The 17,674-nt window shown below is 61.0% G+C and carries 12 protein-coding genes; 1 reads left to right on the top strand and 11 read right to left on the bottom strand.

Going from position 1 to position 17,674, the window contains the following annotated elements; genetic code table 11:
• Nucleotides 1-21: 21 nt before the first annotated feature.
• From AC1RMX_RS05055 to AC1RMX_RS05005, 11 genes are all read right to left on the bottom strand, one after another.
• A complete protein-coding gene (locus tag AC1RMX_RS05055; RefSeq protein ID WP_096820402.1) occupies nucleotides 22-3,108 on the bottom strand; it encodes an autotransporter serine protease in 3,087 nt (1,028 codons plus the stop codon).
• Between the two features lie 121 nt (nucleotides 3,109-3,229).
• Complete coding sequence (eprS, locus tag AC1RMX_RS05050; protein WP_493070766.1) at nucleotides 3,230-6,181, bottom strand: autotransporter serine peptidase EprS; 2,952 nt, start codon at nucleotides 6,179-6,181, stop codon at nucleotides 3,230-3,232.
• Between the two features lie 42 nt (nucleotides 6,182-6,223).
• The gene (locus AC1RMX_RS05045) at nucleotides 6,224-7,588 is read right to left on the bottom strand and encodes a TolC family outer membrane protein (RefSeq protein ID WP_096820400.1); all 1,365 of its coding nucleotides are present in this window, start codon (nucleotides 7,586-7,588) and stop codon (nucleotides 6,224-6,226) included.
• A gap of 2 nt (nucleotides 7,589-7,590) precedes the next feature.
• The gene (locus AC1RMX_RS05040; RefSeq protein WP_096820399.1) at nucleotides 7,591-8,940 is read right to left on the bottom strand and encodes an HlyD family type I secretion periplasmic adaptor subunit; all 1,350 of its coding nucleotides are present in this window, start codon (nucleotides 8,938-8,940) and stop codon (nucleotides 7,591-7,593) included.
• On the bottom strand, nucleotides 8,937-10,721 hold the full coding sequence (locus AC1RMX_RS05035) for a type I secretion system permease/ATPase (protein WP_096820398.1): 1,785 nt from the start codon (nucleotides 10,719-10,721) through the stop codon (nucleotides 8,937-8,939). The genes AC1RMX_RS05040 and AC1RMX_RS05035 overlap by 4 nt, the downstream gene beginning before the upstream one ends.
• A gap of 204 nt (nucleotides 10,722-10,925) precedes the next feature.
• Nucleotides 10,926-11,354, bottom strand: coding sequence for an AprI/Inh family metalloprotease inhibitor (locus AC1RMX_RS05030; RefSeq protein WP_158243853.1), 429 nt, complete (start codon nucleotides 11,352-11,354; stop codon nucleotides 10,926-10,928).
• 93 nt (nucleotides 11,355-11,447) lie between these two features.
• Entirely contained in the window at nucleotides 11,448-12,905 is a 1,458-nt protein-coding gene (locus tag AC1RMX_RS05025; RefSeq protein WP_096820397.1) for a serralysin family metalloprotease, read from the bottom strand.
• Between the two features lie 403 nt (nucleotides 12,906-13,308).
• Nucleotides 13,309-14,394, bottom strand: a complete 1,086-nt coding sequence (locus AC1RMX_RS05020) for a polyamine ABC transporter substrate-binding protein (protein ID WP_273539067.1) — start codon at nucleotides 14,392-14,394, stop codon at nucleotides 13,309-13,311.
• A 56-nt stretch (nucleotides 14,395-14,450) separates the two neighbouring features.
• Nucleotides 14,451-14,795 carry a cupin domain-containing protein gene (locus tag AC1RMX_RS05015; RefSeq protein WP_493070764.1) on the bottom strand — a complete coding sequence of 115 codons (345 nt, stop codon included), beginning with the start codon at nucleotides 14,793-14,795 and terminating at the stop codon, nucleotides 14,451-14,453.
• Nucleotides 14,796-14,836: 41 nt separating this feature from the next.
• The gene (locus tag AC1RMX_RS05010; protein ID WP_493070762.1) at nucleotides 14,837-16,243 is read right to left on the bottom strand and encodes an NAD(P)/FAD-dependent oxidoreductase; all 1,407 of its coding nucleotides are present in this window, start codon (nucleotides 16,241-16,243) and stop codon (nucleotides 14,837-14,839) included.
• A 51-nt stretch (nucleotides 16,244-16,294) separates the two neighbouring features.
• Nucleotides 16,295-17,110: a helix-turn-helix domain-containing protein gene (locus tag AC1RMX_RS05005; RefSeq protein WP_493070760.1), complete on the bottom strand. Its 816-nt coding sequence runs from the start codon at nucleotides 17,108-17,110 to the stop codon at nucleotides 16,295-16,297.
• 263 nt (nucleotides 17,111-17,373) lie between these two features.
• Here AC1RMX_RS05005 and AC1RMX_RS05000 point away from each other — a divergent pair, with 263 nt between their 5' ends.
• Nucleotides 17,374-17,646, top strand: coding sequence for a DUF1652 domain-containing protein (locus tag AC1RMX_RS05000; protein ID WP_096820481.1), 273 nt, complete (start codon nucleotides 17,374-17,376; stop codon nucleotides 17,644-17,646).
• Nucleotides 17,647-17,674 lie beyond the last annotated feature (28 nt).

Below are 17,674 nucleotides of genomic sequence, written 5' to 3'. Positions count from 1 at the left end.
TTGCCGAACTGCCGCTACACCTTAGAACTGCCAGTCCAGCGTCAGGCCCACACCGTGGTCCTTCTCGTTCGAACCGATCAGTCCGTTGTAGTCCAGGTTGACCCGGACATCGCGATTGAGCGCCAGGCCGGCACGAACGCCGACCACTGCCGCATCGCGATCCATCGACGCACTTTGCACCGTGAATGCACTGTTGCCATTGACGAAGGCCAAGTGGCTGTCGGAATCCACGCTGCTCAGGTTGTGCTGCCAGCCCAGAGTCGCGCCCAGTTCAAGCTGATGTTTGTCCGACAGGGCAAACGTGCGCTTGGCGCGGACACCGAGGGTCGACAGCACGGCGTCGCGGTTATCTTCACCGCCCTTCAGTGCGGCGGCATCACCCTTCTCGGTGAAGCTGTCGCTGTTCAGGTGCACGTAAGCCAGGTTGGCGAACGGCTCCAGATTCATCGGTTGCAGACCGAGATCGTAGGCTGCTTCTGTGAACAGTTGCGCGGTGGTCGCATCGCGTTTGGTTTTCTGCTTGCCGCTGACACCGGCAAATTGCAGATCACGTTTGACGTCGATGCGATGCCAGCTGTAAGCCGCGCCGGCGGTCAGACGCAGGGCATCGATCTGATGCCCCAGGTACGCACCCAAGTGATAACTATCGGCCGATGCAGACGAATGTGTACCTTTGCCCATGTTCAAAGAGCTGTCGCTATAACCGGTAACGAAACCCAGACGCGTATCTTCAGCGATCAGCCCGTCGACACCGGCCAGCAAGCCACCGATGGAGCTGTTGGAGTCGGCATTTTTATAGCCGCCATCGCTCTTGCCCCAGGCGCCCAGCACTTTGAGCCAGGCGTTGCTGCGGTCATCCGTCGGTGCGCCGGCGTCGAACAGATCCCGCTCGCGCAGACGTTCGCCCACGGCATCGCGCAGGTAATGGCTGTCGTTGATCAGCATGGTGCCGATGGCCGGGTGAATCTCGCCGGACAGTTGCTGGAAGGCGTCCTGCGCGACAGCGGCGGTCGGCGACAGCAACAGGGTTTCGAACAACGCATTGCCCGCGCCCAGACGTTCGGCGGCTGCACCGACGGCACGCTGGTTCGGGGTCAGGCCGACACTGGCGAAGGACGCACCGTTGCGCCCGACGTTCAGTTGAACACCGCCCGAGGAGTAATCGAGGGTGCCGCCGAGAAACGCATAGCTCGGCAAGACCTGGCCGAAGCGCCCTTGAATGCCGCCCGCCGCCTGCAGAATGTTGAACTGGCTGCCAAGCAGCGATTTCACTTCAGTCGTGGTCAACAGTGTCGGGCTGTTTTCCAGCGTCAGCGCAACGGTTGCGCCCTCGATGGTTGCAGTGCCGCCAGCGACAACGCGGTCGCTGCTGGTCGGCGAGACTTCGACGGAATAGGTCGAACCCGGTTCGAAGGTCACGTCACCGGCCACGTTCAAGGTGCCGATGGAGTTGCCCGGCGCGACGATACCGCCGCTCTTCGCGGTCAGTGCCGCGATGTGCCCGTTACCGCCGAGGATGCCACCGTCGTTGACCGTGACCGCCGATTGCAGCGAGCCATTGATCGCCAGTCGCCCCTGATTGACCAGGGTCGGACCGGTGTAGGTGTTGGCGCCGGTCATGACCAGGGTGCCGATCCCTTGCTTGGTCAAACCGCCGTGGCCGGAAATGTCGTTGCGCCAGGTGTCGAGACCGCAGGTGATGTCGGTGCACACGCGCTCGGTGGGTTTGCCGGCGTCGATGATCGCGCCGATGCCTGGCAGGTCGGCCACGAACTGGCCGGAGCCATAGGCGCCCTGGATGCGGAATTCTTCGGGAATGTCTTGTTCGGTGACAAACATCGCCGGGCCGTCGATGGCCTTGCGCAGGTTGATCATGCCCCAGCCGTACAGGGCGTCGATGCCCGGTGCGCCAAGGTCAGTGGCCGTGGTGCGCAACACGCTGGCAACCTGATCACCGGACATGTACGGGAAGCGCTCCATCAACACCGCCATGGAACCGGCCACGTGTGGTGCGGCCATCGAGGTGCCGTTGTAGTTTTTGTAGCCGGTGGTCAGGTTGTCGGCGTTGGTGCCTTCAATGATCGAGCTGTAGATTTTCGTACCCGGTGCCGAGACGCAGAAACTCGCGGTGTAGCCGCAGCGCGAAGAGAACGTACTCATGATGTAGGGATTGGCACTGGCCAGATCCGGGTTCTTTTGCAGTGCGGCGACGGTGATCCAGTTCGGCGCGATGTCCGGCACGAAGTAACCGAGGCCGGCGATGGCGTCCGGGTTGTTCAGGTTGTAGTCGTTGCCCGCCGCGAAAATCGTCACGATACCGCTGCGCGCGGCGGCGATTGCACCGTCGTAGGCGCCGCCGGGTTTGGTGCCCAGCAGTGTGCGGATCTCGTTGAACTGCAATTGCGCGTCGTTGACGGTGAAATGCGGGTACGCCGGGTCACGGCCGCCGAGATCGAAGCGGTCGGTGATGCCGATCCCCCAGCTATTGTTGATGATCCGCGCGCCACTGGCGATCAGGGCATCCCAGCCGGCCTTGTACACCGCGCCGTCGTTGCCGCGCACGATACCGTCTTCCGGGCCCGGGTCGCCGTTGTCAGCGCTGATGATCTGCGCACCGAACGCCACGCCGTGCATCGGCCCACCGTCACGGCTGCCGGCGGCGATGCCGCCAACGTGGGTGCCGTGGGCGCCGAGCTTGCCGTCGGAACCGACCGAGGGCGAACCGTCATAACGGAACGCGTCCCCGGCTTTGACCGGGATGTACGGGTCGGTGTATTCGCGAATGCCGCTGGTGACCAGGGTCACCACTTTGTTCGGCCCGGAAAACTCCGGGTGCGCGGCGTACACCGGCTGGTCGAAGATCCCCAGCTTCACGCCTTTACCGGTGTAACCGGCGGCGTAGGCGTAATCCGCGCCAATCGCGCCCAGGCCCCAATCCGCCTGGAATTCGGCGCTGCGCCAACTGGCGGCATCCCCTGCCCGGCCGTTTTCCACGTAGGGCGCAGCGTGTGCGCTACCCCAGGTGGCCAAGGCGCAAAGCAAGGCGCGATTGAGAGTTTTCAGGCGAAAGCATCCACCCGATTGCGCGGGGGTGTTGTTATTTTTCATCCAGCGACCTTCCTTAGTGATGTTGCACAAAATCCGTTTGTTCAGAACCTGATCGCTCCTACGCTCCCGCGTGGGAATGCAACCCGTGAGGCGTTCCCGCGCAGAGCGTGGGAACGATCAGTCAGAACTTCCAGTTCAGGCTCAGGCCAACGCCGTGAGTCTTCTCGCGGTTGGCCAGTTGTCCGTTGTAATCAAGGTTCACCCGCACGTCGCGGCTCAGCGCGAGGCTGGCCTGCACGCCGACCAGCGCGGCGTCGCGCACCAGTGGCGAGCTTTCGACGCTGTACGGCGCGCTGCCGCTGGCGAAACGCAAATGCTGCTCGGCCTCGATGTCGGTGAGGCTGTGCTGCCAGCCGAGATGGCCGCTGACATCGAGTTTTTGCGTGCCCGACAGGTTGATTGTCTTGATCGCCCTGACGCCGAGGGTGCTGAGCACCGCGTCACGCTGGTCGCCGCTGCTTTTCAACGCCGCAGCGTCGCCCTTCTCGGTGAAACCGTCGCTGTCCAGATGCACGTAGGCCAGATTGGCGAACGGCTCCAGGACCAGTGGTTGCAGATTCAGTCGATAGGCCGCTTCACCAAATACCTGTGTGGTGGCGGCATCGACCTTGGCTTTCTGTTTGGCGCTGACGTCGCCGTATTGCAGATCACGTTTGACGTCGGCGCGATGCCAGCTGTAGGCCGCGCCGGTGCTCAGACGCCAGTCGCCGATGTTGTGCCCGGCGTAAGCGCCGAGGTGGTAACTGTCGACCTTGGCCGAGGAATGCGTGCCAGAACCCATGCTCAACGAGCTGTCGCTGTAACCGGTGACCAGACCGATGCGGGTCTGCTCGTCCAGCGCGCCGTCGACGCCTGCCAGCAGGCCGCCGATGGATGTGCTGTAGCCGGCGGTGTCGTGTTGCGAATCGGTCGTGCCCCAGGCGCCGAGGGCCTTGATCCAGCCGTTGCTTTGCGCGGCGTTTGCATCGTGCAGGCGTTCGCCGATGGCGTCGCGCAGCTGGCGGCTGTCGTTGATCAGCACCGAACCGAGGGCCGGGTAGATTTCCCCGCTCAGTTGCTGGAAGGCTTGCTGCGCATCGCTGGCGGTGGCCGACAGCAACAGGCTTTCGTACACGGAGTTACCGGCACCCATGCCTTCGACGGCGCTGGCCACGGCCCGCTGGTTCGGGGTCTGGCCGACGTTGGCAAAGGACGTTGCGTTGCGCTCGACATTCAGCGTGATGCCGTTGCCGCTGTACGCGAGACTGCCACCGATGAACAGGTAGTCCGGCACCACGGCGCCGAACTGACCCTGGATGCCACCGGCCGCTTGCAGAATGTCGTACTGATGACCGAGCAGGCTTTTCGCTTCTGAGGTGCTGAGCAAGGTCGGGCTGTTTTCCAGCGACAGACTGACGGTGGCACCGCTGATGGACGCCGTGCCGCCGGCGACGATGCGGTCACTGGCGGTCGGTGACAGCTCCACCGCGTAGGTCGAGCCCGGCGCGAAGGTCACGTCACCGGCCACATTCAAGGTGCCGATGGAATTGCCCGGCGCCACACGACTGCCGCTGTTGGCGATCAGTGCGCCGATCCGGCCGGAACCGCCGAGGGTGCCGCCGTCATTAACCGTAACGGCGGACGTCAGCGAACCGTTGACGCTCAGCAGGCCGCCATTGACCGTGGTCGGGCCGCGATAGGTGCTGTCGCCAGTCAGAATCAATTGCCCGGCGCCGGACTTGATCAGGCTGCCCTGATACACCCGATTGGCGGCGGCCGCATCACGGGCCATGCCGACGGCGTAATCGGTCTGGTCCTGTTGGCTGGCGCCTGCCGAAATTCCGTTCTGCCAACCTTTGCTTTGCAGGGTTTGCTGCCAGGCACTGTGCTCGGCGAGGTCTTCGCTCTGACGCTGGATCAGCGCCTTGTCGGAGATGTCGTTGCTCCACACATCGCGTTGCCCGGTGGCCAGATTCGCGTCGAACGCGCCGAGCAATTGCCCCGGTCCGCCCATCGCCCGCTTCAGGTTGGCGACGCCCCAGCCGACCCGTTCGGTCGGTGCGCTCGTCACGCTGCCGTCGAGTTGAGTGGCGGTGGTCAGCAGCACTTCCAGCGCCTGCTGGTTGTTCATGTACGGGTAACGCTCCATCACCAGCGCCAGAGCGCCGGTGGCATGGGGCGCGGCCATCGAGGTGCCGGACTTGATCGCGTAGCCGCCGTCGGGAATGGTGCTGTCGATCTTTGCTCCCGGCGTAGTGATGCACCAGTATTTGGCGATACCGCACTGGTTGTATTTCTGCTGATTGCTCTGATCCAGCCCCGACACGGCCAGCCAATGGCCTTCCAGGTCCGGCTGAAAATACGGCAGCGCCGAACGCACGCTGGCGTTGGGGTAACCGCTGTTGCCGGCGCTGAACACGTTGATCACGCCGCGGCGTGAAACATCGGCGGCGGCATCGAGCCAGGTGCCTTTGTTCCAGTGCTGGGCGTAAGCCGCATGCAGGTCCGCCAGGGTTCGATAGCTGACATCCGGCGGCTGACTGCCCCAACTGTTGTTGATCGCCCGCACGCCGGCATCGGCCAGTGCGTCGTACACCGCCTTGAAATAGCGCGGGTCGGGATTGGGGCCGAACAGAAAACTGTCGTTCTTGTTGGTGTTGCCGACGTAGATCTGCGCATTGAACGCCACGCCATGCATCCCGCTGCCATCACGGGAAGCGCCCATGGTGCCGACCACGTGCGTGCCGTGAGAATCGTTGTTCGGGTTAAGCGTGCCGTTGACCGTGAACAGCGAGCCATCGATATAGCTGCCGCTGGCCGAGACCGGGTGATAGCGGTCGCTGGCGAACTCAGGATGGGCCGCGTCGAAACCGGAGTCCAGCGCACCGATCTTCACGCCCTTGCCGGTGATACCGGCGGCGTAGGCCTGATCGGCCTGCATCCGGTCCAGCCCCCAGTCCCGCAGGAATTCGGCGGAGCGCCAACTGGCTGGATCGCCGGGTTTGCCCGAATCCACGTATTGCGCCTGGGCCGGGTTGATAAAAATCACAAGCAACAGGGTGCCGACCGAAACCGGCTTGAAGCGTACGTCCATGTTCACCACTCGTTTTTGTTGTTTTGTGTAAAAACTACGGTGCTATTGCGTCCGTGGGCCTTGCCCGAATGCTTCGTCCACCCGAGCCAGATCCTGCTCGCTCAAGGTGCCCGCGTAGTAATGCAATTTGGTCCAGGCCATGAGGTAGTCATAGCGGGCCTGGGCCAGATCGCGGCGGGTGGTAAACAGTTGTTGTTCGGCGTTCAGCGCGTCCAGGTTGGTCCGCTCACCGCCAAGAATGCTTTGCTTGGTCGAGACCACCAGCGCCTCGGCCGACGTCAGGGCTTTCTGGTAGGCGCGCAGTTTGTTGACGCCGGACAGGCAGGCACTGAACTGGCGACGCAGTTCGATCAGGGTTTCGCGGGTCTTACCGTCCAGTTCGTACTCGGCCTGCTCCATGGTGCGGCTGGCCTGACGGGTCGATGCCGACACCCCGCCACCGGCGTACAACGGCACGTTGACTTCGATGCCGATGGTGTTGGTGTCGTAGCGCTGGTTATAGGTGTTGCCGCTTTCCGATTCGTTCTGGCGCATCGAGGCGTAGGCACTGACTTTCGGCAGGTGCCCGGCGCGGTTGCGCTCCACTTCATAACGTGCCACTTCCACGGCCTGGCGCTGTGACGCCAGGTTCGGGTTGTTGCTGATCGCCAGTTCGTGCCAGGTGTCGTAGTTGGCCGGCATCAACGCGAAGGTCTGGAAGTTCTGATCCAGCGGCGCCAAATCGGTGATGTCCACTGTCGGCACACCAACCAGCGCACCCAGTTCACGCAGCGCGGCATCCTGTTCGTTGCGGGCCTCGATTTCCTCGGCGGTCGCCAGTTCATAGCGCGACTCGGCTTCGAGAATGTCGGTCCGCGTGCCTTCGCCCTGCTTGAACATGTGCTCGTTCTGCTGGAACTGCTGCTCGTACGCCTTCTTCTTGGCCTGGGCGATGTCGATCTGATCCTGAGCGAACAAGGCCTTGGTGTAGTTGTCGAGCACCCGCACCAACAGTTCCTGGCTCTTGCCCCGGAAGTTCTCGTCGGCAAACAGCGACTGCGCCACACCTTTGCGATACGCGGCGTAGGCCTCGTAGTCGAGCAACGGCTGTTGCAGGGTCAGGTTGGAGCCGTAACTGTTGTAGTTGCGGTTTTCCGTAAAGTTGCCGCGATCGGTGAGCTGCGTGACCTTCGAGGTGTTGTGGCCCTTGTTGTAGTTGTAACCGACTTTTGGCAACAACCCGGCGCGGCCAATGGCCCGGTTTTCAAGGCCTGCATCACGTTCCTTGATCGCGCCGAGGAACACCGGGTCATTGCGCAACGCCTGTTCGTAGATCTCGAACGGCCCCATGGCCGCCACTGCACTGTTGCCCGCGAGCAGCGCGAACGCTGCCGCCAGCATGGAAAGCTTATTCATACAGCCGAACATCCTTATTCTTCAGTCAACGCGGAGCCGGCCCGGTCGAGCAGCGGTTTGAACAGGTAGTTGAGGAGTGAACGTTCGCCAGTGCGCACGAACATTTCCGCCGGCATGCCGGGCTTGATCACCAGGCCGTTGAGTTTCTCCATGGCCTGATCGCTGACGCTGCTGCGCAACACGTAATACGGCACGCCGGTTTTCTCATCGACCATCTGGTCGGCGGAAATCAGGCTGACTTCGCCGGGAACACGCGGTGTCTTGCTCTGGTTGAATGCGGTGAAGAGGATGTCTACCGGCAGGTGCGTGCCTACCTTGTCGATCAGGTTGATCGGCAGGTGCCCTTCCACTTCCAGGCGCGTGCCTTGCGGAACGATTTCCAGCAGGGTTTCACCCTGACGGACCACGGCGCCTTCGGTGTGCACACCGAGGTTGACGGCCACGCCGTCCGACGTCGCCACGATCTCGCTGTGTTGCAGATCGAAACCGGCGGAGGTCAGTTGTTCGGACAGGGTGACGCTTTTCAGTTGCGCGTCGGCCAGTTGGGTGCGGACTTCCTTCTGGTATTCCTCGCCGTGCTGTTGCAGTTTCAGACGCGATTCAAGAATGCCCTGCTCTACCCGGCCGCTTTCGCCGGTGTTCTCTGCCAGCTGCTGCTGCACTTGCGACAGTTGACGCTGATATTCCATCAAGCGGTTGCGCGGGATGTAGCCGTTGTCCGCCAGCGGTTGCAGATTGCTCAACTGCTGTTGCAGGGAGTCGGCCTGGGCGTTGAGATCGGTACGGGCGCGGCGCATGCCGGCCAGTTGCGAAGTGGCGCCTTCGATGCTGGCGCGCAGGGCGGCCTGCTCGCGGGAGTACGCTTCGCGGCGGCTGCTGAACAGTTGGCGCTGACCTTCCAGCACCAGGGCCAGGCGCGGGTCCGCGTTGTCGCTCAGCTCTGCCGGAAACGTCACCTGCTTGAGGTTGTCGCGCTCGGCCTGCCAGCGTGCCAGGCTGGCCCAGGCCATGCGGTACTGCGCCTGCAGCGACTGCACATCGGCGGCGACCTGGGTCTGGTCGAGGCGGAACAACGGCTGACCCTGTTTCACGATCTCGCCTTCGCGCACCAGAATCCGGCTGACCACACCGCTGCTCATCGACTGCACGGCCTTGCGTTTACCGGAGACCACCACCGTGCCTTGCACCGGAATCCCTTGATCCAGCGGTGCCAGTGCGGCCCAGGCAAAGAAACTGCCAGCGCCGGCCAGTGCCAGAATCCAGCCCATGCGGGCGAAGAATTTAGCGTCGCGCTCAGGGCGTTCGGTGATGTACGCGTGTTCCATCGTTGCTTCGTTTTCAGTGTTCATGCTCGCGCTGCTCATACACCCGAATTCCTTGTCGTGGGCTGGTACTGCCGGCTCAAGCTGAGCCCGCCCGGTGCCTGCGCGGTTTTTTCAGTTTGTTGTGGCTGTTGCGCCTGGTTGCCGGACAACGCCTTGAGCACATCCTGGCTCGGGCCGAAGGCTTGCAGACGGCCATCGGCGAGTACCAGCAATTTGTCGGCCTGGGCCAGTACCGAAGAACGGTGCGTCACCAGCACCACCGTGGTGCCCTGCGCCTTGAGTTGCACGATGGCGCTGGACAATGCGGCTTCGCCGACGGTGTCGAGGTTGGAGTTCGGTTCATCCAGCACCACCAGGCTCGGTGTGCCGTACAGCGCACGCGCCAGGGCTACACGTTGCTTCTGGCCGCCGGACAGACCGCTGCCATCCTCGCCCAGTTGCGTGTCATAGCCCTGCGGCATGCGCAGGATCATTTCGTGTACGCCGGCCTGTTGCGCGGCGGCCACCACCTTCTGCGGGTCGGCCTCGCTGAAACGGGCGATGTTCTCGGCGATGGTGCCGCTGAACAATTCGATGTCCTGCGGCAGGTAGCCGATGTACGGGCCGAGATCATCGCGATTCCAGCGATGAATGTCGGCACCGTCCAGGCGAACCGTGCCACCGAGGGTTGGCCACACGCCGACCAGCACCCGCGCCAGTGTCGATTTACCAGAACCGGAAGCACCCAGCACGCCCAGGACTTCACCGGCCGCCAGATTGAAATTGACCATGTGCAAGGTCGCGGCACGTTGCCCGGGTGGGCCGGCGCTGACTTGTTCGAAGGTGATCTGGCCTTTTGGCGGCGGCAGCGCCATGGCGTCGTCGCTCGGCGGATAAGCCTGCAGCAGGGAGTCGAGTCGGCGGTACGCCAGCTTCGCCCCGCTCCACTGTTTCCATACGGCAATCAACTGGTCGATCGGGCTGAGCACGCGGCCCATCAGGATGGAACCGGCAATCATCATCCCGGCGGTCATGTCGCCCTTGATCACCAGCAAGGCACCCAGGCCCAGTACCAGCGATTGCAGGCACAGGCGCAAGGTCTTGCTCAGCGAGCTGATCACCGCGCCAGTGTCGCTGGCCTGGTTTTGCAGGCCGAGGAAGCGCGAATGCACCTGGAACCAGCGTTTGCGCAAGGAACCAAGCATGCCCATGGCCTGAATGGTTTCGGCATTGTGCAGGTGGCTGGTGGCCAGCTGGCTGGATTTTTGCGAGTAACCGGCGGCTTCGCCCAGCGGCTTCTTGGTCATGTATTCGTTGAGGCACGCCAGGGCGATCAACAACAGCGCGCCGGCAGTGGCGAGGACGCCGAGCCAGACGTTGAACAGATAAATCACAAACAGATAGACCGGGAACCACGGCGCATCGAAGAACGCGAACAGCGCAGGCCCGGTGACGAACTGGCGAATGTGGGTCAGGTCGCCCAGGGACTGGCCGGCATTGCCCTCGCCCTTGAACAGGTTGCGCTCGAACGCGGCCTGATAGACCCGCAGGTTGAAGCGACGCTCCAGCTGGCTGCCGATGCGGATCACGATGAAGCTGCGCACCACTTCCAGCAGGCCGATGAACGCGAAGAATCCCACGACCATCAGCGAGAGCATCGCCAGCGTGGTTTCGTTTTGCGAAGACAGCACCCGGTCATAGACCTGAAGCATATAAATAGAGGGCACCAGCATCAGCACGTTAATCAGTGCGGTAAAGCATCCGACGCTGATCAGAATGCTTTTATAGTCACCCAATGCCTTGAATAAGGGAGCGGTGGCTGGGGCCTTCGCCATCTTCATTGATTATTCCTGAAATGATATTCCCCGCCGTGCTTGGCGAGACTTCAATTAATAGCCCGCACACGGGGCGGGACATACACCGACAGTGTCCGCTTACACTTCGATAACAACTTTCGCGATTAAAACCGGCGTCCGTGTTATTGAAGAGAGCCTTATAACTGTCACGGGGTGCCTTATATTTAAACTGTGAGTCGGTTCCGGTGATCAGGGCTGTTTGGCAGCTCGCTCAAGTGTAATCACCAGGCCTGACTTCAAAGTGCTCAGATAAAGCCCATCACGTTGTCGGCTGAAAAACTGGATTCTTGAGCCTTCCTTGCCGGTGATCGAAAGACCGTCCGGATCGGGAAACCAGCCGATGGCGCTGTCCTGCAGCCATGCGCTCAGGCAGTCGGCGCCCTTGCCCAGCGTCTGGTTGGCTTCAAGGTCGATCAGGCAGGTGTTCGACGGTTTGTCCTGCAAAGCCTGGGCTTCGGGAGCGTCGTTGCGGTCGCTCAGGGTCGCTTGCCACTGTCCGGCAAATACCGATGGATCTTCGAGTCTCAGGCTGCTTGCCATAGTTGTTTCTCCAGAAATCATCATCAGCACCGGCAACAGGTACGCCGCCGCTTTGCGGGTAAAAGCGAATTGGATCATAGGAAATTTCACTCCGGCGCGTAGCCTTGCTTACCAGCCAAAGCGATGCAAGTGAAGAAAGCGGCGCATCACGCGCCGCTTTCCCGGTTCACATCACGCCACGATGTCGCTGAGCGCTGCCTGGCCAACGGTGCTGACCTGGAAATCAGCCACGCCGTGCCCGGAGAAGTCCACCGAGAGCAGGCTGTTGCCGCCCGAGGAAGTCAGGACTGCATCGCCCGCCGCACCGGTGAAGGCGCTGACGAAGTGCAGGCCTGCGCCTTTGGTGATACCGGTCAGGTCGATTTTGTCGAGACCGCTGACAAAGTCGAGGATCTGATCGATCGCACCCGGCTTGGAGTCGGAACTGGCTGCGAACACGAAAGTGTCCGAACCCGAACCACCCCACAGCTTGTCGGCGCCACCGCCGCCCCAGATGATGTCGTTGCCGGCACCGCCCTTGAGTTCGTTGGCTGCGCTGTTACCGATGATCAGGTCGTTGCCCGAGCCACCGATGGCGTTCTCGATGGTGACGCCCTTGGCGATGGACACGTTGCCCACCAGGCCGCCAACGTCGGAGAACGAGGCTTCATTGAGGTTGATCTTCTGGTTCTGGGTGAAACCCGAGAAGTCGAAGGTGTCCTTGCCGCCCGCATCCCACACCGAGAACACCAGCTTGTCCGACGAAGAGGACGCGCTGAGGAAATCGCGACCGGCGTTGGAGTTGAAGCCGTAGGTAGTGTCACCGGTACGGGTGGTCAGATTGGCGCCGTAGAGCTTCTGGATCGCGGCAATGTCGTCCATCAGCGGGCCGGAGGCATAAGCTTCCACGCCGCCTTTGCTGAAGTTCTGGCTGGTGTTGCTTTCACTCCAGTAACTCATGAGGCTGTAGCCGCGGGTGTCTTGCCCGTAGGTCGCGTCATTGTAGGTCGGGTTGCCAGTCCCGGCGTTGTAGTCGCCAGGGTGAGACAGGCCCAGAGTGTGGCCAATTTCGTGGGTCAGGGTCTGACGTCCGTAGTTGTTCAGGCCCGGGGTTTTGTTGACGTCGTACCCACTGCCGGTCAGGTACCAGGACTGACCGTCATAGCCTGGCTCGGTGCCTGGCAGGAAAGCAAACGCCGCCGCGCCTTCCTGACCGCCGCTGTAGTTACCGAAGGTCATGTGGCCGTCGCCACCTCTGGCTGCTTCGGTAAAGGTCACGTTGGCGACATCGGCCCAGGATTGCATGGCGAGCACGGCCTGGGTTTTCTGCAGGGCGCTGAACTGACTGAAACCGGTGACTCCCAGGCCGCTGAAGTTGGCGGTTTTGGACGTCAGAAAGGTATAGGTCAGTTCGATCTTGCCGCTGCCGTCGAGGTCGTGCCAGGAGGCACCGTCTCGCAACAGTTGGGTAGCGGCTTGATCCACCGAGAAGGAGGGTTTGCCATTGACCGTGAGGTTGCCGCCACGATCGTACTGATGGCTGAAGCTATTGATCTGGTTGAACGCCGAGCTTGGCGCGGCCAGTGGTGCCGCGTTCAGCTGGAAAGCCTGTTCGGCGGTATCAATAGCATTAGCTTTTACTTTCGACATAAACACACTTCCTTGTTTAGCAATGGAACAGTTTTTGTCCGATAGCGACAACCTCTGGCGAGATTGTCCTATCACTCGCCCAATGAAGGCGTTAGAAACCTGACACAATTTGAAATCTAACGTCTAGCGTTTTTTTGAGATCAAATTGAACTATTCCGGGAAAGTCCCGTAAACAAAGCGCGTGCGGCGAGAAGAATGTTGTAAGTGTGGTGAGTTTGCCTAATTGTCTGACGATTTCTTATTTAAATATTAAATATCGGTAAGTTACTTTTTGTTAGACGCGTCTCACTTTCCTGCACTTTATTAGTGCGGTGCCAGCGAAGTGATATCAACCAAATAAACACAAGTTGCAGGCGTCATATACCGCTGCCGGAGCGGAGGAAAACCCGCTCCGGCAGATTTTTCAGCTGCCGGTACGGATCTTGTTCCAGACGCGAGTGCGGATCCGGTCGATGTTCAGCGGCATGGCTTCCAGCGCGAACAATTTGCCCATCATTTCCGGGCTCGGATACACCTTGGTATCGTTCTTGATGGCCGGGTCGATCAGGCTGTCGGCCTGTTCGTTGCCGTTGGCGTAGTGCACGTAGTTGCTGATGCTGGCCATGACGTCGGGCTGCAGCAAGTAGTTCATGAAGGCGTAACCGGCCTTGGCGTCTGGCGCATCGGCGGGCATGGCGACCATGTCGAACCAGATGGCGGCGCCCTCCTTGGGAATCGCATAACCGATATCGACGCCGTTCTTGGCTTCCTTGGCGCGGTTCTCCGCTTGCAGGATGTCCCCGGAGAAGCCGACCGCCACGCAGATATCGCCATTGGCCAGGTCGCTGGTGTACTTCGAAGAGTGGAAGTAGCTGACGTACGGCCGGACTTTCATCAGCAGGGCTTCGGCCTTTTTATAGTCTTCGGGATTCTTGCTGTGATGCGGCAGACCCAGGTAGTTGAGCGCCGCTGGCAGCAATTCCGGGCCGTTATCGAGGATCGCCACGCCGCACTTCTGCAGTTTTTCCATGTTTTCGGGCTTGAAGATCAGGTCCCAGGAATCCACCGGCGCGTTATCGCCCAGCACAGCCTTGACCTTGGCGATGTTGTAGCCGATGCCGGTGCTGCCCCACAGGTACGGGAAGCCGTGTTCGTTGCCCGGATCGTTCGTCTGCAAGGCCTTGAGCAATACCGGGTTGAGGTTCTTCCAGTTCGGCAACTGGCTCTTGTCGAGCTTCATCAGCGCGCCGCCCTGAATCTGCCGGGCCATGAAATGGTTGGACGGAAACACCACGTCGTAACCGGATTTGCCGGTCATCAACTTGCCATCGAGGGTTTCGTTGCTGTCGTAGACGTCGTAGGTGATGCCGAGACCGGTGGCCTTTTCGAAGTTTTTCGCGGTATCCGGCGCGATGTAGTCGGACCAGTTGTAGACCTTGACCGTTTCCGCTGCCTGAGCAAGGGAAGCGGCGAGCATCAAGGGGGCGAGAGCGAGGGTCTTTCGGATCATGGATCGATTCCTGTATTGGCTATTGTTGTTGGCAGGCAATCAAAAGGATCAAGGCGTCAGAAAATCAGGACGTAGGTCTTGCGCACGGTCTCCTGGATATCCCAGATGCCGAGTGTGTTGGCCGGCAACATCAGTGCGTCGCCACCTTGTATGTGCAGGGTTTCGCCGCCGCCGTCCGGGGTGAACGTGCAGCGCCCGGAAATGAAGTGGCAGAACTCCTGGGCGGTGATCTGCCGTCGCCAGCGCCCGGGCGTGCATTCCCAGACGCCGGTTTCAACGCCGTCGTCGCGCTCCACACTGGTGGTCGACGCAATGGCCACTGGTGTGCCGAGCGGCACGGCCACCGGATTGGATTCGTCCAGTGGCAGCGTGGCGGTGTTCTTGAATTGGGTGATGCTCATGGCGCTTCCTGTCTTAAAGGCTGTCTGGAATTAAACGACGTTTAGTGCATGAAACCTTCCATGAACCCGGCCACCCGACTGGCAAGCTTGCGCCGCCAGGGCGCGGTCGCCGGGTTGGCCAGGGTCTGGTCTTCGTGGACGAAGCTTTTGATGATCGCGTTGTAGCCGAGCCAGCGGCACGGTTCCGGTTCCCACGCTCGCAGCGCATGGATCCCGCCGTCCGGCAGCACCCACGGTTGATGCACCAGTTCGGAATCGCGCTCAAGAATCAGGTCAGCCAGGGTGCGACCGCCCAGATTGGAAGCCCCCACGCCCTCCCCGCCATATCCGCCGGACAGCGCAATGCCGTTGGCCCGATCACAAAGCATGTGCGGTTTGAAATGCCGCGACATGCCGAGGTTGCCGCCCCAGGCATGGGTGATCGCAGTGTTTTTCAGTTGCGGGAACAGTTCGCCAAACAGGTAACGCCGCAGCTCCACCTCGTCCCGAGTCAGATCAAAGTTGTGCCGCAACTGACCGGCGAACTGATAGCCGCCACGGGCACCGAAAATCAGCCGATTGTCGGCACTTCGCTGGCCGTAGGTGACCTGACGGCTGAATTCACTGAAGGCCTGGCCACGATTGAGGCCGATTTCGTCCCAGGTCGCGGCCGACAACGGTTCGGTGGCGACAATCAGGCTCTGCACCGGTAATTGATAACGACCCAGTGGCGGTAATGTCACCGAATAGCCTTCGATGGCAGGAACAATCCAGCGGCTGCGCACGCTGGCCTTGTCGGTGCGCAGACTGCCCGCCTGCCAATGGGTCACCGGGCTGTTCTCGTAGATCTTCACGCCCATGCCATGAACGGTTCGGGCCAGGCCGCGCACCAGTTTTGCCGGCTGAATGGTCGCCACATGCGGGGCGAAGATGCCGCCGTAAGGTTTGGCGACGCGAATCTGCTGGGCCAGTTGTTCAGGATTCAGCCAGCGATAATCGTCGTCGGTCAGGCCCTGGGCATGCAGCTTGTTCAGATAGTCGCGCAGGCTGGCTTCCTGTTCCGGATAGCGCGCAGCGCAGTAAAGCACCCCGCCCTTGCGGTAATCGCAGTCGATGCCTTCGCGCTCGAGCACGACTTCCACTTCATCAGGAATGCTGTGCAGCAGATCGAATGAGGCGCGGCGCTGTTGTGGCGACAGGCCTGCCAGCAGGCGATCTTCGCCCAGCAGATTGCCCATCAACCAGCCGCCATTGCGGCCGGATGCGCCAAAACCGGCGGTTTGTGCCTCGATGATGGCGATGTCCAGGCCCGGCGCGTGTTTCTTCAGGTAGTACGCCGTCCAAAGCCCGGTGTAACCGGCGCCGATGATTGCCACGTCGACGTCTAGGTCTTGTTCCAGCGCCGGGCGCGCGGTGAGCGGCTCGTCGAGTTGGTCCATCCACAAACTGATAGTGCGCCACGCCGGCATGCAAGACTCCGCCAATCCAGGTTTCGATGGCGTCGATCCTAGTGGCTGACCTCAGTGACTGTCTTGCGCGCGTGTCCGCAAAGAAATTTGCTTGGCGTAGGCCTTGGGCGACTGGCCGGTATGCTGGCGAAAACAGCTATAGAAAGCCGATAGCGAGTTGAACCCGGCGGCAAACGCCAGCTCATCGATGCGCAGTGGCGGCGCGGCGTTGTCCAGCGATTGCAGCAAATGCTGGAGCCGCGCCTGATTGACGTAGCGATAGAAGCTCTGTCCCAGCACCTGGTTCAGCAGATAGGAAATCTGGTTGCGGCTGTAACCGCACTCCTTCGCCACCCGCTGCAGATCCAGTTCGGGATCGAGGTACGGCTGCTGACGCTGGAAATACTGCTGCAGGTCTTCGGCCATGAAACTCAACTGACGTGGCGACAGGCCCAGTCGGCTCGCCGCTGGACGCTGACTCGGTGTCGCAGTGCTGGAGCCCTGCTCACGCACCAGTGATGCGTACTCATTGACTCGCCAGATTTTCGCGTCCTTGACGGTAATTGCTTCGCTGGAACGGAACGACACCAGGCCATTGCCGCCGCGCAGTGTCACTTCGTATTGAATGAACGCGGTGTTGCCGTCGATGCGGATCCGGTCGCAATGCTCCAGCGCTTCGTCGGATTCACGGGGCATGCTGACGCGAACGTACTCGCGCAGTTCGTCGAGGCCGAGCACGCGGTTCTGGAAGAAGTCGTTGTACTGGATGTCCGGATGGTAAAGCGCCATGACGCCATCCAGGTCCCGGTGTTTCCAGCTCAGGTGATAGCGCATGACCGTTTCGGCCGTGGCCTGGGTCTGTTGCGGGCCGTCATCATCGGCGTGCATAAGGGACTCTTGGAAAAAGAACCGAGCTTGCCCAACTTCGGGCGCAGCATCAACCAGCCAGTGGTGATGGCACTTTGGCAAGGTTTTCGTCGACCATGACTTACATCAAAAAAATCCCTGCAATCGCCAAATGGCCTGAAAATTCTCACAGGTTTTTCACATCCAGATGCTACTTTTAAGGGCAGTCACCGGTTGAGCCAATGAAGGCTCTTCCCACCTACCATGAGCAAACGGAAGCGCTCGATGAAGAAGGCGGGCAACACATGAATAAAGGGTCAAGCAAGGTTACGTTCCCCAATGCCTGCCAGCTGATGCGCTGGCATTTTCATCCCATGGGTTTCGAGGCCACGATGGACGCGCCGGGCAGCATGATCGCCCGCCTGTTCGACCGGGCCAGCGGCGAAACCCTGATCGCCATTGCCGGCATTCCTTGTGCCACGGTCATGAATGCGGCGGATGTGGAACGAATAATCGAAGCCGTGGAGGATGAGCTGGAAGCGTTTGTTCCTCCGGAATCTCTCAGGAGTTACGCCTAAGTTATTGATCTGAATTAAAAAGCCCGCT

It is taken from the genome of Pseudomonas sp. GW822-FHT03F04 (assembly GCF_058801405.1).
This window is presented reverse-complemented; position numbering and strand designations above follow the sequence as displayed.

Excerpts from the sequence above, each read along its gene's own strand:
- AC1RMX_RS05045 (WP_096820400.1), bottom strand. The coding sequence starts at position 7,588 with ATGTTCGGCTGTATGAATAAGCTTTCCATGCTGGCGGCAGCGTTCGCG.
- eprS (WP_493070766.1), bottom strand. The coding sequence starts at position 6,181 with ATGGACGTACGCTTCAAGCCGGTTTCGGTCGGCACCCTGTTGCTTGTG.
- AC1RMX_RS05020 (WP_273539067.1), bottom strand. The coding sequence starts at position 14,394 with ATGATCCGAAAGACCCTCGCTCTCGCCCCCTTGATGCTCGCCGCTTCC.
- AC1RMX_RS05010 (WP_493070762.1), bottom strand. The coding sequence starts at position 16,243 with ATGCCGGCGTGGCGCACTATCAGTTTGTGGATGGACCAACTCGACGAG.
- AC1RMX_RS05040 (WP_096820399.1), bottom strand. The coding sequence starts at position 8,940 with ATGAGCAGCGCGAGCATGAACACTGAAAACGAAGCAACGATGGAACAC.
- AC1RMX_RS05015 (WP_493070764.1), bottom strand. The coding sequence starts at position 14,795 with ATGAGCATCACCCAATTCAAGAACACCGCCACGCTGCCACTGGACGAA.
- AC1RMX_RS05005 (WP_493070760.1), bottom strand. The coding sequence starts at position 17,110 with ATGCACGCCGATGATGACGGCCCGCAACAGACCCAGGCCACGGCCGAA.
- AC1RMX_RS05055 (WP_096820402.1), bottom strand. The coding sequence starts at position 3,108 with ATGAAAAATAACAACACCCCCGCGCAATCGGGTGGATGCTTTCGCCTG.
- AC1RMX_RS05030 (WP_158243853.1), bottom strand. The coding sequence starts at position 11,354 with ATGATCCAATTCGCTTTTACCCGCAAAGCGGCGGCGTACCTGTTGCCG.
- AC1RMX_RS05035 (WP_096820398.1), bottom strand. The coding sequence starts at position 10,721 with ATGAAGATGGCGAAGGCCCCAGCCACCGCTCCCTTATTCAAGGCATTG.
- AC1RMX_RS05025 (WP_096820397.1), bottom strand. The coding sequence starts at position 12,905 with ATGTCGAAAGTAAAAGCTAATGCTATTGATACCGCCGAACAGGCTTTC.
- AC1RMX_RS05000 (WP_096820481.1), top strand. The coding sequence starts at position 17,374 with ATGAATAAAGGGTCAAGCAAGGTTACGTTCCCCAATGCCTGCCAGCTG.